General features: G+C 67.6%; 18 protein-coding genes. 7 read left to right on the plus strand and 11 right to left on the minus strand.

The genetic code is table 11. From position 1 onward, the window contains the following. Positions 1 to 263: 263 nt before the first annotated feature. The 3 genes from ACLBWP_RS15295 to ACLBWP_RS15305 form a co-directional block, all read right to left on the minus strand. Entirely contained in the window at positions 264 to 512 is a 249-nt protein-coding gene (locus ACLBWP_RS15295) for a hypothetical protein (RefSeq protein ID WP_166778690.1), read from the minus strand. Between the two features lie 166 nt (positions 513 to 678). Further along, positions 679 to 1,284, minus strand: a complete 606-nt coding sequence (locus ACLBWP_RS15300; protein ID WP_166778689.1) for a DUF305 domain-containing protein — start codon at positions 1,282 to 1,284, stop codon at positions 679 to 681. Between the two features lie 110 nt (positions 1,285 to 1,394). Beyond that, positions 1,395 to 1,856 (minus strand): hypothetical protein, encoded by a 462-nt coding sequence (locus tag ACLBWP_RS15305; protein WP_166778688.1) that lies wholly within the window; start codon positions 1,854 to 1,856, stop codon positions 1,395 to 1,397. Between the two features lie 184 nt (positions 1,857 to 2,040). Between ACLBWP_RS15305 and ACLBWP_RS15310 the strand changes: the two genes are divergently transcribed. Beyond that, positions 2,041 to 2,541, plus strand: a complete 501-nt coding sequence (locus ACLBWP_RS15310; protein WP_447655817.1) for a DUF4396 domain-containing protein — start codon at positions 2,041 to 2,043, stop codon at positions 2,539 to 2,541. Between the two features lie 86 nt (positions 2,542 to 2,627). On the opposite strand, the gene ACLBWP_RS15315 is transcribed toward ACLBWP_RS15310, so the two are convergent. The 3 genes from ACLBWP_RS15315 to ACLBWP_RS15325 are packed head-to-tail and all read right to left on the minus strand — an operon-like array spanning position 2,628 to position 4,486. Beyond that, the gene (locus ACLBWP_RS15315; protein WP_447655818.1) at positions 2,628 to 3,725 is read right to left on the minus strand and encodes a cation diffusion facilitator family transporter; all 1,098 of its coding nucleotides are present in this window, start codon (positions 3,723 to 3,725) and stop codon (positions 2,628 to 2,630) included. Next, positions 3,722 to 4,084 (minus strand): ArsR/SmtB family transcription factor, encoded by a 363-nt coding sequence (locus ACLBWP_RS15320; RefSeq protein WP_341849710.1) that lies wholly within the window; start codon positions 4,082 to 4,084, stop codon positions 3,722 to 3,724. Before ACLBWP_RS15320 ends, ACLBWP_RS15315 begins: the two co-directional genes overlap by 4 nt. 45 nt (positions 4,085 to 4,129) lie before the next feature. Further along, positions 4,130 to 4,486 (minus strand): ArsR/SmtB family transcription factor, encoded by a 357-nt coding sequence (locus tag ACLBWP_RS15325; RefSeq protein ID WP_166778687.1) that lies wholly within the window; start codon positions 4,484 to 4,486, stop codon positions 4,130 to 4,132. 115 nt (positions 4,487 to 4,601) lie between these two features. Here ACLBWP_RS15325 and ACLBWP_RS15330 point away from each other — a divergent pair, with 115 nt between their 5' ends. Genes ACLBWP_RS15330 through ACLBWP_RS15355 form a run of 6 tightly spaced genes read left to right on the plus strand, consistent with a single transcriptional unit; the run spans position 4,602 to position 10,950 of the window. Then, complete coding sequence (locus ACLBWP_RS15330) at positions 4,602 to 5,990, plus strand: FAD-dependent oxidoreductase (protein WP_166778686.1); 1,389 nt, start codon at positions 4,602 to 4,604, stop codon at positions 5,988 to 5,990. Then, the gene (locus ACLBWP_RS15335; RefSeq protein ID WP_447655819.1) at positions 5,990 to 7,393 is read left to right on the plus strand and encodes an arsenic transporter; all 1,404 of its coding nucleotides are present in this window, start codon (positions 5,990 to 5,992) and stop codon (positions 7,391 to 7,393) included. Before ACLBWP_RS15330 ends, ACLBWP_RS15335 begins: the two co-directional genes overlap by 1 nt. Positions 7,394 to 7,412: 19 nt before the next feature. Next, positions 7,413 to 7,829 carry an arsenate reductase ArsC gene (locus ACLBWP_RS15340; RefSeq protein ID WP_166778684.1) on the plus strand — a complete coding sequence of 139 codons (417 nt, stop codon included), beginning with the start codon at positions 7,413 to 7,415 and terminating at the stop codon, positions 7,827 to 7,829. An 18-nt stretch (positions 7,830 to 7,847) separates the two neighbouring features. Beyond that, positions 7,848 to 9,281, plus strand: coding sequence for an FAD-dependent oxidoreductase (locus tag ACLBWP_RS15345; RefSeq protein ID WP_447655820.1), 1,434 nt, complete (start codon positions 7,848 to 7,850; stop codon positions 9,279 to 9,281). A gap of 13 nt (positions 9,282 to 9,294) precedes the next feature. After that, on the plus strand, positions 9,295 to 9,690 hold the full coding sequence (locus ACLBWP_RS15350; RefSeq protein WP_166778682.1) for an arsenate-mycothiol transferase ArsC: 396 nt from the start codon (positions 9,295 to 9,297) through the stop codon (positions 9,688 to 9,690). 39 nt (positions 9,691 to 9,729) lie between these two features. Next, positions 9,730 to 10,950: an MFS transporter gene (locus tag ACLBWP_RS15355; RefSeq protein ID WP_447655821.1), complete on the plus strand. Its 1,221-nt coding sequence runs from the start codon at positions 9,730 to 9,732 to the stop codon at positions 10,948 to 10,950. Between the two features lie 157 nt (positions 10,951 to 11,107). Here ACLBWP_RS15355 and ACLBWP_RS15360 read toward each other — a convergent pair whose 3' ends face one another. The 5 genes from ACLBWP_RS15360 to ACLBWP_RS15380 form a co-directional block, all read right to left on the minus strand. Further along, positions 11,108 to 11,956: a metallophosphoesterase family protein gene (locus tag ACLBWP_RS15360; RefSeq protein WP_166778680.1), complete on the minus strand. Its 849-nt coding sequence runs from the start codon at positions 11,954 to 11,956 to the stop codon at positions 11,108 to 11,110. 189 nt (positions 11,957 to 12,145) lie between these two features. After that, complete coding sequence (locus ACLBWP_RS15365) at positions 12,146 to 13,102, minus strand: hypothetical protein (RefSeq protein ID WP_447655822.1); 957 nt, start codon at positions 13,100 to 13,102, stop codon at positions 12,146 to 12,148. Beyond that, positions 13,099 to 13,359, minus strand: coding sequence for a hypothetical protein (locus ACLBWP_RS15370; RefSeq protein WP_447655823.1), 261 nt, complete (start codon positions 13,357 to 13,359; stop codon positions 13,099 to 13,101). Before ACLBWP_RS15370 ends, ACLBWP_RS15365 begins: the two co-directional genes overlap by 4 nt. A 132-nt stretch (positions 13,360 to 13,491) precedes the next feature. Then, positions 13,492 to 14,088: a hypothetical protein gene (locus tag ACLBWP_RS15375; RefSeq protein WP_166778677.1), complete on the minus strand. Its 597-nt coding sequence runs from the start codon at positions 14,086 to 14,088 to the stop codon at positions 13,492 to 13,494. Between the two features lie 568 nt (positions 14,089 to 14,656). Further along, positions 14,657 to 14,947 (minus strand): helix-turn-helix domain-containing protein, encoded by a 291-nt coding sequence (locus ACLBWP_RS15380; RefSeq protein WP_166778676.1) that lies wholly within the window; start codon positions 14,945 to 14,947, stop codon positions 14,657 to 14,659. Between the last annotated feature and the right edge of the window lie 94 nt (positions 14,948 to 15,041).

The raw sequence follows: 15,041 nt of genomic DNA on the forward strand, positions 1-15,041 counted from the left end.
GCGCCCGAGCGAGGGCGATGCGCCGAGCATTTCTGGGCATGAAAAAAGCCGGCCCCGAGTGGGTCCGGCTGATTGCGCAGTTCTGCTGCGTGGTAGCGAGCGTATCGCGGGTGACCGCGACTCGGGAAGGAGACGCACTTCACCCGAGCGTCTCGATGGTACGGCCAGAAGCCGGCATGAAAAAGCCGACCCGGTGGGATCGGCTTTTGGGCACACACGCTCGACGCGAGTTAAGCGTACTGCCGAAACGGACAGACCTGCAACTACGGGGAGGCTGGCGGCTGGTCGTCGTCGGCATCTTCGGGTGGGTGGCTCTTGAAGCGCGAGTCTCGGCGGGCGATGAGGCGTCGGCGATACTCGGCCAAGAACGGACCTCTCTGCACGAACACGGTTCCATTTACCTTGACGGCGAGCACCCCTGCGTCGATGTAGCGGTTGAACGTGCGCGCGGTGATGCCGAGGTGCCTGCAAGCGCGTTCCTTGGTCCACCACTCATCGTCGTCTGGGAGCACCGAGTTCCAGTCCTACGCGTCGGCATCGGCGCACCTCGCGCCGATCCGGCTTTCGAAGTCCGACAAATCCGTCTGCGACGAGGCACGTTCCGACTGTAGGACAGGTCTCGGTAGCCGATCGCGGGCCGCGGCGGCGAGGGGGCTACCGCTGCGGCCCGCACCGGGGTCACATCGACTCGAGCATGTCCTTCATCTGGTCAATTTGCTCGGTCTGGCTCGACACGATCGACTTCGCTAGTGCGATCGCGTCGGTGTTCCTGCCGTTGTCGACCTCGGTCTTCGCCATGTCGACGGCACTGGTGTGATGCTGGACCATCTGCTCGAGGTAGAGCTTCCCCGCGTCCGCGGCGGACGCCTTGTCGAGGGCGTCCATATCGGCGTCGGACATCATCCCTCCGGACATAGAGGAGTGATCCATCCCGGACATGCTCGACATCTCGGTGGGCTCGCCCCAGGCCTTCAACCAGCCGGTCATCGTCGTGATCTCCGGTGCCTGCTCGGCCTTGATCTGCTTGGCGAGAGCGACCACATCGTCGTCGACGTCGGAGCCCTTGTCGAGGAGCATGTCGCTCATCTCGATGGCTTGCTGGTGATGCGGCAGCATCCCCTGCGTAAACGTGACGTCCTGGTTGTTGTGCGCCGACGCAGCCGGCGTCGATGACGACGAGGAGCTGCCCTCCGAGCTGGTGGTGTTCGTGGAGCAGCTCGCGAGGGTGAGGCCGATGGTGAGAGCCGCGGCGGCCGCGAGGGCGCGTGTAGTGGTGGTGTGCATGAGGTGTTCCGTTCCCGTGGATGCGTCAGGTGATCCGAGCAGGCGTGTGCCGGTCCGGTTTCCGGGCATGCGGGAACCTCCCGAGGTGGGTGGATCCCGCGGGAACGAAATCAGACGCGGATGATCTGCAACGCCGTCAGTGACGGCGGTTTGGGCGCGGCGATACCGCGCGCGACCCGGTCGGCCAACGCGAGCAGCCGCGCGAGGACGTAGAGGACCCCGCCGTTCCGGGCCCGCAGCAGCGCCCATGCGAACAGGGCGATCGTCAGCGCGCACGCCATCCCCATCAGGGAGCACATCAGCGCACACAGCCCGCCGTCGCAGCCGGCAGCGCTGAGCACCGTCATCACCGCGCCGGCCGGTGCGGCAACGTGCTCCGCATGGCCATCGCCTGCGCCGTGGGGCTGGTCCGCAGCGACGCTGCTCGACATGGTCATGGCGTGCTCATGACCGGTGGTGTGGCCGAGCATGCTGTGCATCAGGACCGTGAACCCGACCAACAGCAGCAACGCCACCGTCGCCGTGGCCTGCAGCAGCAGGCGGCGGTGCGGAGCGTTGGTGGTGAGGAGCATGCGGCTTTCGTCGGGTCTGAGAGTTCAGGGGGCGTGGTCCATGGTGCGACAGCAGCTTCGCTCTCAGCAACCGGTGCAGCGGATTCACGGCCGCATCGGTCGGTTGGGAACACATTGCGGCGATCGGCGTTGCATCCCTAAGGTACCCCCGGGGGGTACCTTAGGGGAACGTTGACTGTGACCGATGAGGAGCACCATGGATGCGCACGAGCACCACACCATGACCGACCAGGGTCGCGGCGGTCACGGCACGACCACGTGGTCGATGGCTGCGCAAGCAACGCTGCATTGCCTGACCGGCTGCGCGATCGGTGAAGTCCTCGGCATGGTCATCGGCACCGCCACCGGGCTGCACAACACCGGCACCATCATCTTGTCGATCGTGCTGGCGTTCATCTTCGGCTACGCACTCACCATGCGCGGTGTGATCCGGTCCGGACTGACCTTCTCTGCCGCGTTCAAGGTCGCTCTCGCCGCGGACACGGTGTCGATCTCGGTCATGGAGATCATCGATAACACCGTCATCGTCGCAGTCCCCGGCGCCATGGACGCGCAGCTGAACGACTGGCTGTTCTGGGGCTCGCTGGTGTTCTCGCTCGTCGTTGCGTTCATCGTCACGACGCCGGTTAACCGCTGGATGATCAGCCGCGGGCTCGGCCACGCCGTCGTCCACGGCCACCACTAGTCTCGGCTCACAGTAATGGCGTTGATCTTGTCGACCGAGATAGGCGCTCCTCCCGTTGCAGTAGGTCAGCTATCTACTGAAGTAGGTCAACTTCTTACCGGGTGGGACGCTGCAGAGTGAGGCGCGACGCGAGGGCGCGGGGATGCGGTGACGGTGAACTCGTCGAGGTTGCGTAGTTCCTCGCGCACGTGGCTGGCAGCGTGATCCGCAGTCTCGGTCGCGGCGTGGAGGTCGTTGCCGGGGACTTCGATGGTCGCGGATCCGGTGAGGCGGTGTCCGACCCACCGCAGCCTGACGTCCCGGACTGCTGCGACGCCATCGACGTGTTCCATGGCGTGTTCGGCGCGGTGCACGAGGTCCGGGTCGACGGCGTCCATGAGCCGGGCGCCGATGGACTTCACTGTGCCCCAGAGCAGGAACACGATCGACACGGCGATGAGCAGGCCGATGATCGGGTCCGCAAGCGAGAACCCGAAAAGTACCCCGACGGCGCCGAGGACCACCGACAGGGACGTGAAGCCGTCGAGGCGGGCGTGCACGCCATCGGCAACGAGAGCCGCTGAGCCGATCTTCTGCCCGACACGGATCCGGTAGATCGCGACGGCCTCGTTCCCAGCGAACCCGATGAGCCCGGCCGCAACGAGGAGCCACGGGTTCTCGATCGGGCGCGGGTGCATGAACCGGTCGATCGCCTCCCACCCGGCGACGACCGCGGAGAGGGCGACGACGAAAACGATGAACATGCCGGCGAGGTCCTCCGCGCGGCCGTACCCGTACGTGTAGCGGCGGGTTGCGGCGCGTCGGCCAAGGACGAACGCGATCCACAACGGGACCGCGGTCAACGCGTCCGCGAAGTTGTGGATCGTGTCCGCCAGGAGCGCCACGGAACTGGTGAACACCACCAGCACGAGCTGCAGCACCGTAGTGCCGAGCAGTACAAACATGCTGATCTTCAATGCCCGGACCCCGGCCGTGGAGGCCTCCATCGCGTCGTCGATCGAGTCGGCAGAGTCGTGCGTGTGCGGGACGAACAGGTCGTAGAGGAACCCCTTCACGCCGCCATGTGGGTGCGAGTGACCATGCTCATCGTGATCGTGATCGTGATCGTGATCGTGATCGTGATCGTGATCGTGATCGTGATCGTGGTCGTGGTCGTGGGGATGCGTGTGCGGTGCAGCGCTCATGCGGTCGTCCGGCTCTCGTGGTGGTGCGGTGCATTGCCGATGACGTGTTCGGCTTGCCGGACGGCGTCGCTGACCAGCTCGGATGCGTGCTCGTCGGTCAGGCGATAGAACACAGTCGTGCCCTCCCTGCGGGTCTGCACCATCCGTGCGAGCCGGAGCTTCGCGAGGTGCTGTGACACCGCGGCGGGACTCTTGTCGACGACGTCCGCGAGGTGGTTCACGGACATCTCCTCCGCGTTCCGCAACGCGAGGATGATCCGCACCCGCGTCGCGTCGGCGAGCATCGCGAACACCTCGACCGCGAGCTCGACGTACTCCGAATCCGGGCTCAGCCCGCACACCTGCTTATCTACGTGCACACGCAGATTATGCGCGCCGTCAACAGGGCAGCGCAACCGACGGTGCTATTTCGTCGGTGCGGTGATGAGGCCGGCGAGGGTGTCGAGCGCACCGGGGACGAGCGAGAAGTACGCCCAGGTGCCGCGCTTCTCGCGGTGCAGGATCCCGGCGTCGACGAGGACCTTCAAGTGGTGCGAGACGGTCGGCTGGGACAGGCCGAGCGGTTCCTGCAGGTCGCAGACGCAGGCCTCGGCGCCATCGTGCGCAGCGACCATCGAGATCAGCCGGAGCCGTGCCGGGTCCGCGATCGCCTTCAGCGACTTCGCGAGGACCTCTGCGGACGCCTGATCCATCGCCGCTGTGGTGACGGGCGAGCAGCACGCGGTGACGTCCTGGATGGGAAGCAGCTCGATCGTCGTCATCGTCCCATCATCCCACGGACTTCGACCGTCGTCTATATTTGCGTTCATCGATATCGACGTGCTTCGATGTACTCGCCGGTTTCGGCTCCCGCTCGATCCGTGAAGGACCAGCCTGATGACTCACCTCCTCGCCGTCGGCGGCAGCGACGCCGGCATCGCCGCAGCGCTCCGCGCCCGTGAACTCGACTCGACCACCGACGCGACCGTGGTCCTCGCGGACGAGTTCCCGAACTTCTCCATCTGCGGCACCCCGTACTGGGTCTCCGGCGATGTCGCCACGGAAGCGTCCCTCGCGCACCGCACCCGCGCCGACCTCGAAGCCGTCGGCATGACCGTGCGTTCTTCGACGTGGGCCTCGGCCGTCGACGTCGACCGTCGCCTGCTGACCGTCACCGGTCCCGCCGGCGAGGAGGAGATCTCCTATGACGAGCTGCTGATCGGGACTGGCGCTGAGCCGGTCCGTCCGGCTGGGGTTCCGTTCGGTGAGCCTGGGATCCACCTGCTGCACTCGATGACTGATGCCGAGCAGGTCGTCGCCGCCCTCGAGCTCCTGCCCGCGGGCAGCCGTGTCGCGGTCGTCGGCGCAGGCTACATCGGCCTGGAGATGACCGAAGGGCTCATTGCCCGCGGGTTCGACACGACCCTGATCCAGCGCGGCCCGGAAGTGCTCTCCACCCTCGACCCTGAGCTCGGGTCCCTCGTCACCGCCGAGGTCCGCCGGCACGGCGCGACGGTCCTCACCGGTGCCACCGTCACGGGCATCACCCCGGGCGGCAACGGGCAGTGGCGCGTCGCCACCAGCTCCGCCTCCGGCGACGCCGAGGGCACGTTCGCGCTCGTCGTCGTCTGTGTCGGCGTCCGTCCGGTCACGGACCTCGCGGTCGCCACCGGCGCGCAGCTCGGGCAGGGCGGCGCGATCGTCGTCGACGAGAGCATGCGCACCGGCGTGCCGCACGTGTGGGCGGCCGGCGACTGCGTCGTGACGCACCACCGGCTCCTCGGCACGACCTGGCTGCCGCTCGGGACGACGGCGCACAAGCAGGGCCGCGTCGCCGGGGAGAACATGCTCGGCGGCGAGAAGGTCTTCGCCGGTTCGGTGGGCACGCAGGTGGTGAAGGTGTTCGACCTCGTCGCCGCCCGCACCGGCCTCCGCCACCACGAAACCGCCCCACTGGACGTGTCCCCGCTGACGCGGGTGACGGTGGCGGATGACCACAAGCGGTACTACCCGGGAGCGGTGCCGCTGACGATCAGCGTCACCGGCGACCAGACCACCGGCCGGCTCCTCGGGGCGCAGATCGTCGGGGAACGGTCTGCGGAGATCAGCAAGCGGATCGACACGTTCGCCACCGCCCTCCACGCAGAGCTCACGGTCGATGACGTGATCGATCTCGACCTCAGCTACACGCCGCCGCTCGGGTCGCCGTGGGACGCCGTCCAGGTCGCCGCGCAGGGCTGGGAACGCGCCGCCGCAGCATCGAACCAGACTCCGGTGACTGCCTGATGGTGCTGGCCGTGATTGCGGCGGCGATCTTCGTCGCGACGCTCGTGGTGGTGATCTGGCAGCCCAAGGGCTTCCCGATCGGCTACACCGCGCTCATCGGCGCCGTCATCGCTCTCGCCACCACCGTCGTCGGCCTCTCCGACATCCCGACCGTCGTCGGGATCGTCTGGAACGCCACCCTGACCTTCGTTGCGGTGGTGCTGATCTCGTTGATCCTCGACGAGGCCGGGTTCTTCGAGTGGGCAGCCCTCCACGTCGCCCGTTGGGGTCGTGGGAACGGCCGGCTGCTGTTCGTCCTGATCGTCGGCCTCGGCGCCGTCATCGCCGCCGTGTTCGCCAACGACGGGGCCGCGCTGATCCTCACCCCGATCGTCGTCGGCATGCTCCGGGCACTGAAGATGCCGCAGAAGGCGGCGCTCGGGTTCATCCTCGCCACGGGGTTCATCGCCGACACCGGCAGCCTGCCGTTGGTGGTGTCGAACCTGGTCAATATCGTCTCCGCCGACTACTTCCACCTTGGCTTCGCGGAGTACGCCGCCGTCATGATCCCCGTCGGCATCGTCTCCGTCCTGGCATCCCTTGGCATGCTGCTGGCCTACTTCGGCCGGTCCATCCCGAAGCGGTACGACGTCCTCGCCCTCACCCGCCCCGCCGACGCCGTGAAGGACCGGGCGACGTTCCGCGCCGGGTGGGTCGTCCTCGCGCTGCTGCTCGTCGGCTACTTCGCCGCCGACCCCATCGGCGCCCCGCTCGCGGCCGTCGCCGGCGTCGGCGCGGTCGTGATCGTGCTCGTCGCCGCCCGGCAGCCCGCGTTCCTCTTCGCCCGCGCCCAGGCAGCGCCGGTCCTGGTCACGACCGGCGGCACCGCCACCGTCAGTGCCGCCGGCTGCGGAGCAGGGGCGCCGTCGGGGCGGGTGATCCCGGTGTGGAAGACGATCCGGGAGGCGCCGTGGCAGATCGTGCTGTTCTCCATCGGCATGTACCTCGTCGTCTACGGCCTGCAGAACCAGGGCCTCACCGACCACCTCGCCAGCCTGTTCGGCGTGTTCGGTGACCACGGGGTCCTCGTCACCGCGCTCGGCGTCGGGTTCACCATCGCGATCCTCGCGTCGCTGATGAACAACATGCCTACCGTCCTCATCGCCGCCCTCGCGATCGGCGGCGCCGGTGCAACAGGCCTCACGCACGAGGTGATGGTCTACGCGAACGTCATCGGCTCCGACCTCGGCCCGAAGATCACCCCCATCGGGTCCTTGGCGACCCTGCTGTGGCTGCACGTGCTCGAGAAGAAGGGCATCCACATCGGGTGGGGGCAGTACTTCCGCACCGGCATCGTCCTCACCGTCCCCGTCCTCGCCGTCACCCTCGCCGCCCTCGCCGGCTGGCTCACCCTCATCCACTGAACCCGGAAAGACACACACCATGAGTGACAAGCCCACGATCCTGTTCGTCTGCGTCCACAACGCCGGACGCTCCCAGATAGCCGCCGGCTACGCCCAGGCCCTCGGCGGCGACCGCGTCGAGGTCCTCTCCGCCGGCAGTGAGCCGAAGGACCAGATCAACCCGATCGCGATCCAGGCGATGGCTGAAGACGGCATCGACATCGCCGGCAACCAGCCGAAGATCCTCACCACCGACGCCGTCCGCGACTCCGACGCCGTCATCACCATGGGCTGCGGGGATGCGTGCCCGATCTTCCCCGGGAAGCGGTACGAGGACTGGGAGCTGACCGACCCCGCCGGCCGCGGCATCGACGACGTCCGACCCATCCGCGACGACATCAAGGCCCGCGTCCAGACGCTCCTCGCGGAGCTGCTGCCCACCGAAGCAACCGCGTAACCGACAAGGACCTGGATCATGACGCTCACCCTCACCGTCCCACCCCGCGCCGACGCGGACCGCCTCACCGGACTGCCCGTCGCGGTCATCGGCGCCGGCCCCGTCGGCCTCGCCGCCGCCGCGCACCTGCTCGAGCGCGGCCTGCCCGTTGTCGTCTACGAAGCCGGGCCCACCGTGGGGACCAGCGTCCGCGCCTGGGGACACACCCGCCTGTTCTCCCCGTGGCAGTACGTCATCGACCCCGCCGCGCAACGGCTCCTCGAACACACCGGGTGGGAAGCACCCCGTGCCTCATCACTGCCCAACGGCCACGACCTCGTCGACACCTACCTGGCGCCCCTCGCGGCGACACCGCAGCTCGCCGCAGTGATCCGCTACGGCACCCGTGTGGAGGCAGTGTCCCGGCAGGGCATGGACCGCACCCGCTCCACCGGCCGCGCCGACACCCCGTTCCTCCTCCGCCTCCACACCGACACCGGCGTCACTGACGTGACCGCCCGCGCCGTCATCGACACCTCCGGCACCTACACGACCCCGAACCCCCTCACCGCCGCCGGCCTCGCACCCGCCGCGAACCTCGGCGACCACGTCGTGCACGCCCTGCCCGATGTCCTCGGCGCCGACCGGGCCCGGCTCGCTGGGAAACGGGTCCTCGTGGTCGGTGCCGGGCACTCCGCCGCGAACACGGTCATCAAGCTCGCCGCCCTGGCGAAGGACGCTCCCGGTACGGAGGTGCTGTGGGCTGTCCGGAACGCCGGCACAGCACGGCTCGGCGCTGACGCCGCGGACGGGCTCGCCGCTCGCGGGCAGCTCGGCTCCACCGTGCACGGGCTCGTCGAATCCGGTCGCGTGCAGCAGATCGCCTCGTTCGAGATCGACGACGTCCGCCCCGACGGCGACCAGGTCACCGTCACCGGCCGGCGCGCTGGGGAGCCGTTCGCGGTCACCGTCGACGTCATCGTCAACGCAACCGGGTTCCGACCCGACCTCGACATGCTCCGCGAGATCCGGTTCGGCCTCGACGACATCGTCGAAGCACCCCGAGCCCTCGCACCACTGATCGACCCGAACCTGCACTCCTGCGGCTCCGTTCCGCCGCACGGCGTCGCAGAGCTGGCACACCCGGAGCCGAACTTCTTCATCGCCGGCATGAAGTCCTACGGCCGCGCCCCCACCTTCCTGCTCCTCACCGGGTACGAGCAGGTCCGCTCGATCGCCGCGGACCTCGCCGGCGACCACGCCGCCGCGCGCCTGGTCGAGCTGGTTCTTCCCGAGACCGGGGTGTGTTCCACCGACCTCGGCGGATCCTCCTGCTGCACCACCCCAAGCAGCGCCGGGAGCCCCACCACCGCTGCCCCGAGCACAGACGGGACAGCCCCGGAAGCGGCGTCGTGCTGCGCAGCCCCCGAGGCCACCCCAACCGCTGACAGCAGCTCGTGCTGCGCCAACTGACAGGAACGCCAGCATGACGACCAAGCCCACCGTCCTGTTCATCTGCAAGCACAACGCCGGCCGCTCACAGCTCGGCGCAGCCCTCCTCGAACTCGCCGCACCCGACCGGTTCACCGCCACGTCCGCCGGCATCACGCCGGCGGAGGAAGTGAACCCCTCGATCGCCGCGACCGTCGGTGAACTTGGCCTCGACATCACCCACCGCACACCCCGGAAAGTCACCGCGCAACTCCTCGACGCAGCCGACATCGTCGTGCTGATGAAGCCCGGCCTGGAACTGCCCGGCACGCCCCGCGGCACGGTCCTGGAATGGTCCTTCCCCGACCCGACGTCGTGGTCGCCTGAGGACGTTCGGCCCATGCGCGACGCCGTCGCGGACCGCATCCAGCACGAGCTCCTCCAGCAGTGACGACGGCACGGACAGGAGCCAAACCACACAGCGCACTTCGTGGCTAAGCAGCCCCGACACCTGGCCCTGCTAATCGGGCTGTGCGCCTCGCAGGTCATCTCCTGGGGAACGCTCTACTACGCCCTCCCCGCCACCAGCACCGCGATCGCCCGTGACACCGAATGGTCCGTCGTCCTCATCACCACGGCGTTCTCGGCCGGGCTGATCCTCTCCGCCGCCGCCGGGATTCCCGTCGGACGCCTCATGGACCGGGCCGGACCGCGCATGGCGATGACAGTCGGGACCGCTGTCGGGGCCGCTGGCCTCGTCGCGGTCGCCGTCGCACCGTCGTTTCCGCTCTTCATTGCAGCCTGGTGCGTCGTTGGTCTCGGCCAATCCGCGACCCTCTACCAGGCGGCGTTCACCGTCATCAACATCACCTTCGGCGCCCGACGTGGCACTGCTCTGACGGTCGTGACCCTCGCCGCCGGGCTCGCATCGACGATCTTCGCGCCCGTCGCCGTCGCCCTCACCCACAGCCTCGGATGGCGCGGAAGCTTCCTGATCCTCGCCGGAATCCTGCTCGTCACCGTGGCCCCGATCCACGCCTCCGTCATTCCATGTCGATGGCTACGCGCCGACGGAGCACCTGAGACGCCTGCGCGCGCTGATCCGCAGAGGGTCCGCCGGATCGCACGATCAAGGCCATTCCTGCTCCTGCAGGTCGGCGTTACCGGCCTCGCGCTCGCGCTGTATGCCCTGACCATCAATCTCGTACCCCTCCTGACCGGTTCAGGACTCACCGCCGCCGCAGCTGCGACCGCGTTCGGTCTCGTCGGAGTCGGACAGGTCGCCGGCCGGGCGTTCTTCGCGTTCGGCCGCGGCACGACGACCGCCTCAGCGATCACCGCCGTCGCGGTGATCGCGGTAATCGCCCTCGCCGGCTTCGCCGTAGGGGCAGACCTGCTACCAGTAGCCATCGGGCTGGCACTCCTCGTCGGGGCAGCCCGCGGCTCCCTCACCCTGATCCAGGCCTCGGTCGTGGTCGACCGATGGGGCACAGCCGACACTGGACACCTCACCGGAATCTTCGCCGCCCCCGTGACGATCGCGACCGCAATCGCACCCGCGGTCGGCGCCACCCTCCTCCACGCAACAGACGGCGCGGCCACCGCGCTGCTGTGCGCAGCAGCGGCCGCGCTCGGAGGTGCCGCGCTGCTCCTTGGAGCCACTCGCCGCCGACATCCGGAGGACTCAACCCGACATCAAAACCAGCGGTGACGACGACAGGCATCGGCGCCGGTCGTAGAGCCGTTCAGAGGTCCGACCAGTACCGGTGACCGATCGGCTACGGGACGTATGGCGGAACACCGGGCGCCGGCGGCCTCGGAGTTGGACGGAGTCGAAAAGACGCCCGCGAGCCGAGGGGCGTCTGGGTCTAGTTGCGTTGCCGCCGGAGACCGGGAGACAGCCTCGGGTGCACGTCGACCTTGAGCGCGTCGACGTGGAGGATGCCGACGCTGTGGGCGGTGCGGTTCCGATCGAGGATCACACTTCGGACCGGGGTCGTTACGCCCCCGCTTAGTTGAAGCAACAAAGTGGTGTCGAGGTAGCGGTGGTAGTGCCCCGACAGGACGAGCCTCGGCCGTACCTGGAGGACACCGCGGTGGAACATCGCCTGGCCGACCGCAGCGTACGCGATGCCGTCGGGCGTCCAGAACCTCCGCTGCCGCGCCACATGTCGCTGGAGGGCTCTGCTGTTCGGTGCGTCGTGGCCGAGGAGAACATCGGCCGGCTCTGAGCCGAGCGCGTCGAGATCACCTTCGGTGATCTGTTCTTCCGGGTGCCATGCCGCGACGTGACCAGAAACGGACGGGCCTCGGCGGCCGCGGCTGATGCTGTTCGCGCCGCCGAGGCTCGCAACTACGAGCCCGGCCGCGGTGGTTCCTCGCCACCCGCGTGGGAGCCAGATGATCCGACGTGAGAGCCGTCGGTACCCCCACTCGTCGAGCGGGTATCGACGGTGCAATGTCGGGTAGCCCTCGTGGTTCCCGCCGGTGACATACATGAACGCGTTGTGGGAAGTGAGCTGCTCCGTGAGGAGCCCGAGCCGCTTGCGTTCAAGGGGGCTGTCGTTCGAGAGGAACCCGAAGTCACCGAGGACGTGGATCTGTTGGATGCCGGCGCGGGCGAGGTTCCGGATCGCGAGCTTGATCCATTGCAAATCGGCGTGCGGGTCGCCAAGCACGCCGATGCGCTCATCAACAAGCCGGTGCCGGTCAGTCATCAGACACTCGGGCCTCACGGATGCGGTGCCAACCACGAGAGGTGTTGTGACCGATCGTCGACGTCGTGATCCCGGAGCCAGGCGAGTGTGCGGTGGAAGCGGTCGTCGTCGACGAGGAACGCGTCGCGCTGCATCTGAATATTCGTCGAGCAGGGCGGACTACAACAGCGCACTGCCGTCCAGCGGGCCTCATCCAGATCGGAACGATCCCGCTTGAAAAGCGAGACGGATCACATCGTCAGCTCGCTCAGTTCGGAGAGCCGCGGCGGGGGCGAGGCCGTCGAGGTCATCGCTTGGAGCGTTCAGCCAAACGGCGTCGCCCCATGGGTCGACATGGGCCGGATCGAGCCCCGCGAGCACTTCCGACAGTCGAGGTAGGGGTTGGCCGCCGCCGTCAATCTGGAACGTGGGAAACAGGCGGAAGCCGTCCGCAGTCACAACGGCGAGCAGCTCTCCGCTTCGAACCTGAGCGTCAACGGTCTCGCTGCTGATCTGAAACCAGTCGCGCAGGCCAGCGGTGTCATAGAACGGCCCGATCCGGTCAGAAAGCGTGTCCGGGCGGGAGTGGGAGGGAACCGGCGCGGCGCCCGGGTGGCCGAGCGCCGCAGTGATGTGGTCCGCTTGGTCCCCTGCCGCCGATTGAGGATCCCGAGAAGATCGACCTGAGGGCGCGGGCTTTCCGACGTCGCCGCGTTGCACCGCTCTCGGCGGATCGACCCCGGGTGGTGCAGTCGCGACCTGATAGCCGGGGTCTGGCGGCCGATCCGGATCCAAGAGGTATTCGCCGGCGTCGATGAGTACGGCGATGAAGGCTACCGCTTCGTCACCGCTCATTCGTCCTTCGGCGACCCACCGCCCGAGCTCCCGGGCATACGGGTCGATGACAGCGATTCCCTCAGCCCCATGGGCGGCATCCGCCAGCGCCATCGCACGCGTGGCAGTTGCGTCATCGGCTCTGTTTGGGCGGTTGCTCTTCATGTGGTCCGAGATCAAGGCCATCGCTTCGGACGGACGCAGCGACCCAGACCTGATCGCCTCCAGCAGAGCGACCAACACCGAGTCCGTGACCTGCGCCCTTGCCTCTCGAGGAATCTCGCCCTCCCGCGCCTCAGGCTTCTGTGCGCTGTCCGATGGCACGCCCGTCACGTCCAGAGCCAAGTCTCGAGCAGATCAAGCAGAGGCTGCGCATCCCGGCGCGCGATGAGCCATTCGACGGGCGTCCCCGGCTGGCCGCTGATCAGCGTGCCTGAGTGGGGCGTGGTCATGAAGCCGAGGATCGATGCAGTCTGCAAGGCATCGCCGACGGCTACCGCCAACCACGACACGTGGTCGGCTGGTCCATAGTCGGAGCCGTGAGCGGCTACGCCACCGAGTGAAGAGAAGTCCAGAACGATGTCGCTCATGCGTTAACATCCACTGTCCAGCCGGAGGCTGCACTGAAGCACGGTTGACGACGCAGCTGCCCCGTCAGGTGCCAGGAGCGAGATGACCTCCACACTTGCTTGCCTTCCGCTCGTCTCACGACGTGCCCGTTGCTACAGAACGGCGGATCCAGCTCGACCGCCTAGGAGAAGGTCGCCAAGCCCCTGCGCGGATCCCTCTAAAACGAGTAGGAGGGTCCGCACGACGGGCCATGGGCCTCCCCCGGCGATGAGATGCTCGCGGGGTGAGTACCTCATTGCGCCACGGCTGAGGTTTGGGTCCTCGCTCGTCATGACTCGGGACACCATCGACGGTACCGCGTCTATCGGGATTGACATGAGCACCGTCGGTAGAAACTCGGACACCACTACGAGACTTTCCGCACGTGGATCAACGAACTGCCAGCTGGGGAGGAAAAGTGCTCCTCGGAGATGGAAGCCGTAGAGCGCTCGCTCCCGCACGAGTTCGACAATCGTGTCGACGGAGTTTCCAGTCCTCGCTGCCACATCGTGCGCAGGAAGGAGCCGTACCTGTTCCATAGCGACACGCCGAGCGAGGACGGACCGCAGATGGCGGTCGGACAGGGTCGCTTCCCACGTACATTCGTCGCCCACTGCGCCGATCCATTCGAGCGCGAGCATCCGCTGGGCCGCCCGTCGTGACTCATCGGGGACGAGCTCGGCCAACGCTTCAGCGATCAGTCCGATCATGACCGTGACGTCTAGGCCGAGACCTTGGAGCGATTCCTCGAGCGCGGCGGTGGCGCGCTGCCGCCCATCGGGGCCCTGGTATCGAGGCAGGGCCGCGCCAGCCACATCATCCAACACGGTCCCGCCTCTCCATGATTCACTCGCCTCGCCGCCATGGTGATTATAATCACCGCATGGGTCGATCTGATATCGAGGACACGCCGGTGCGGGCGCGTGTGACTATCGAGGCGGAGTCGGCTGGGGAACTGAACGTTGGATGGCTCGACCGAGTGCGGCTGCCCCAGGCAGCTCGAGTTGACTACCGTGATGTCGGGTCTCGTGGTGACTTCGTCGTGACGCACGGGGGGAACGACATCGCAGCTGTGTGCGATCTGATCTCGGGCGAGTTCGTGGCGAGCGAACCGTTGGGCGTTGAAGACCCGTCAGCAGAGCTCTTGCTTCGCCTCCTCGGCAGTCGGCTCCGGCATGTGGATCGAGCATCCGAAGCGCGACTCGGGCGCGAAGGTGCGCTCAGGCCGCTTGCACGGCTCACTGGTGGCGCGTGGTATCCCTACGAAAGACTGCTTGGCTACTGAGTCTCGTCGCGCTGCGGCCCATGCCACAGCTTTGCGTCGAGCGCGATCTCGAGTCGCGCGAGGGTTGCGATGTCTGGCCAGGAGTCGCCGGCCAGGACTCGTAGCAGTGTGACGTGGTGGATTCCCGCCGCAGCGGCCACCGAGCGGGTGCTCCGCTCTCCGACCTGTGCTCGAAGCGTTGCAGCAAACACGCGTGCAGCTTCAGCAACCGGATCGGGCGACTTCACCTCCGGCCAGGGTTCGGGTGCGAGTTCACGCGGCGTCTTGCGGGGACTCCTGCTCACGGATTAACAGTAGAGTGCCGACGGGGACACCGGGAACATTCCATGCAACGACACGTCGCAGCAACCAGACGGTGACGGCGCTGGCTTCGGAGCC

The organism is Microbacterium sp. M1A1_1b (genome assembly GCF_053345565.1).

Bases quoted from the DNA above. Each gene is read 5' to 3' on its own strand.
- ACLBWP_RS15300 (WP_166778689.1), bottom strand. From the start codon at position 1,284: ATGCACACCACCACTACACGCGCCCTCGCGGCCGCCGCGGCTCTCACC.
- ACLBWP_RS15305 (WP_166778688.1), bottom strand. From the start codon at position 1,856: ATGCTCCTCACCACCAACGCTCCGCACCGCCGCCTGCTGCTGCAGGCC.
- ACLBWP_RS15310 (WP_447655817.1), top strand. From the start codon at position 2,041: ATGAGGAGCACCATGGATGCGCACGAGCACCACACCATGACCGACCAG.
- ACLBWP_RS15315 (WP_447655818.1), bottom strand. From the start codon at position 3,725: ATGAGCGCTGCACCGCACACGCATCCCCACGACCACGACCACGATCAC.
- ACLBWP_RS15325 (WP_166778687.1), bottom strand. From the start codon at position 4,486: ATGACGACGATCGAGCTGCTTCCCATCCAGGACGTCACCGCGTGCTGC.
- ACLBWP_RS15330 (WP_166778686.1), top strand. From the start codon at position 4,602: ATGACTCACCTCCTCGCCGTCGGCGGCAGCGACGCCGGCATCGCCGCA.
- ACLBWP_RS15335 (WP_447655819.1), top strand. From the start codon at position 5,990: ATGGTGCTGGCCGTGATTGCGGCGGCGATCTTCGTCGCGACGCTCGTG.
- ACLBWP_RS15340 (WP_166778684.1), top strand. From the start codon at position 7,413: ATGAGTGACAAGCCCACGATCCTGTTCGTCTGCGTCCACAACGCCGGA.
- ACLBWP_RS15345 (WP_447655820.1), top strand. From the start codon at position 7,848: ATGACGCTCACCCTCACCGTCCCACCCCGCGCCGACGCGGACCGCCTC.
- ACLBWP_RS15350 (WP_166778682.1), top strand. From the start codon at position 9,295: ATGACGACCAAGCCCACCGTCCTGTTCATCTGCAAGCACAACGCCGGC.
- ACLBWP_RS15360 (WP_166778680.1), bottom strand. From the start codon at position 11,956: ATGACTGACCGGCACCGGCTTGTTGATGAGCGCATCGGCGTGCTTGGC.
- ACLBWP_RS15370 (WP_447655823.1), bottom strand. From the start codon at position 13,359: ATGAGCGACATCGTTCTGGACTTCTCTTCACTCGGTGGCGTAGCCGCT.
- ACLBWP_RS15375 (WP_166778677.1), bottom strand. From the start codon at position 14,088: ATGATCGGACTGATCGCTGAAGCGTTGGCCGAGCTCGTCCCCGATGAG.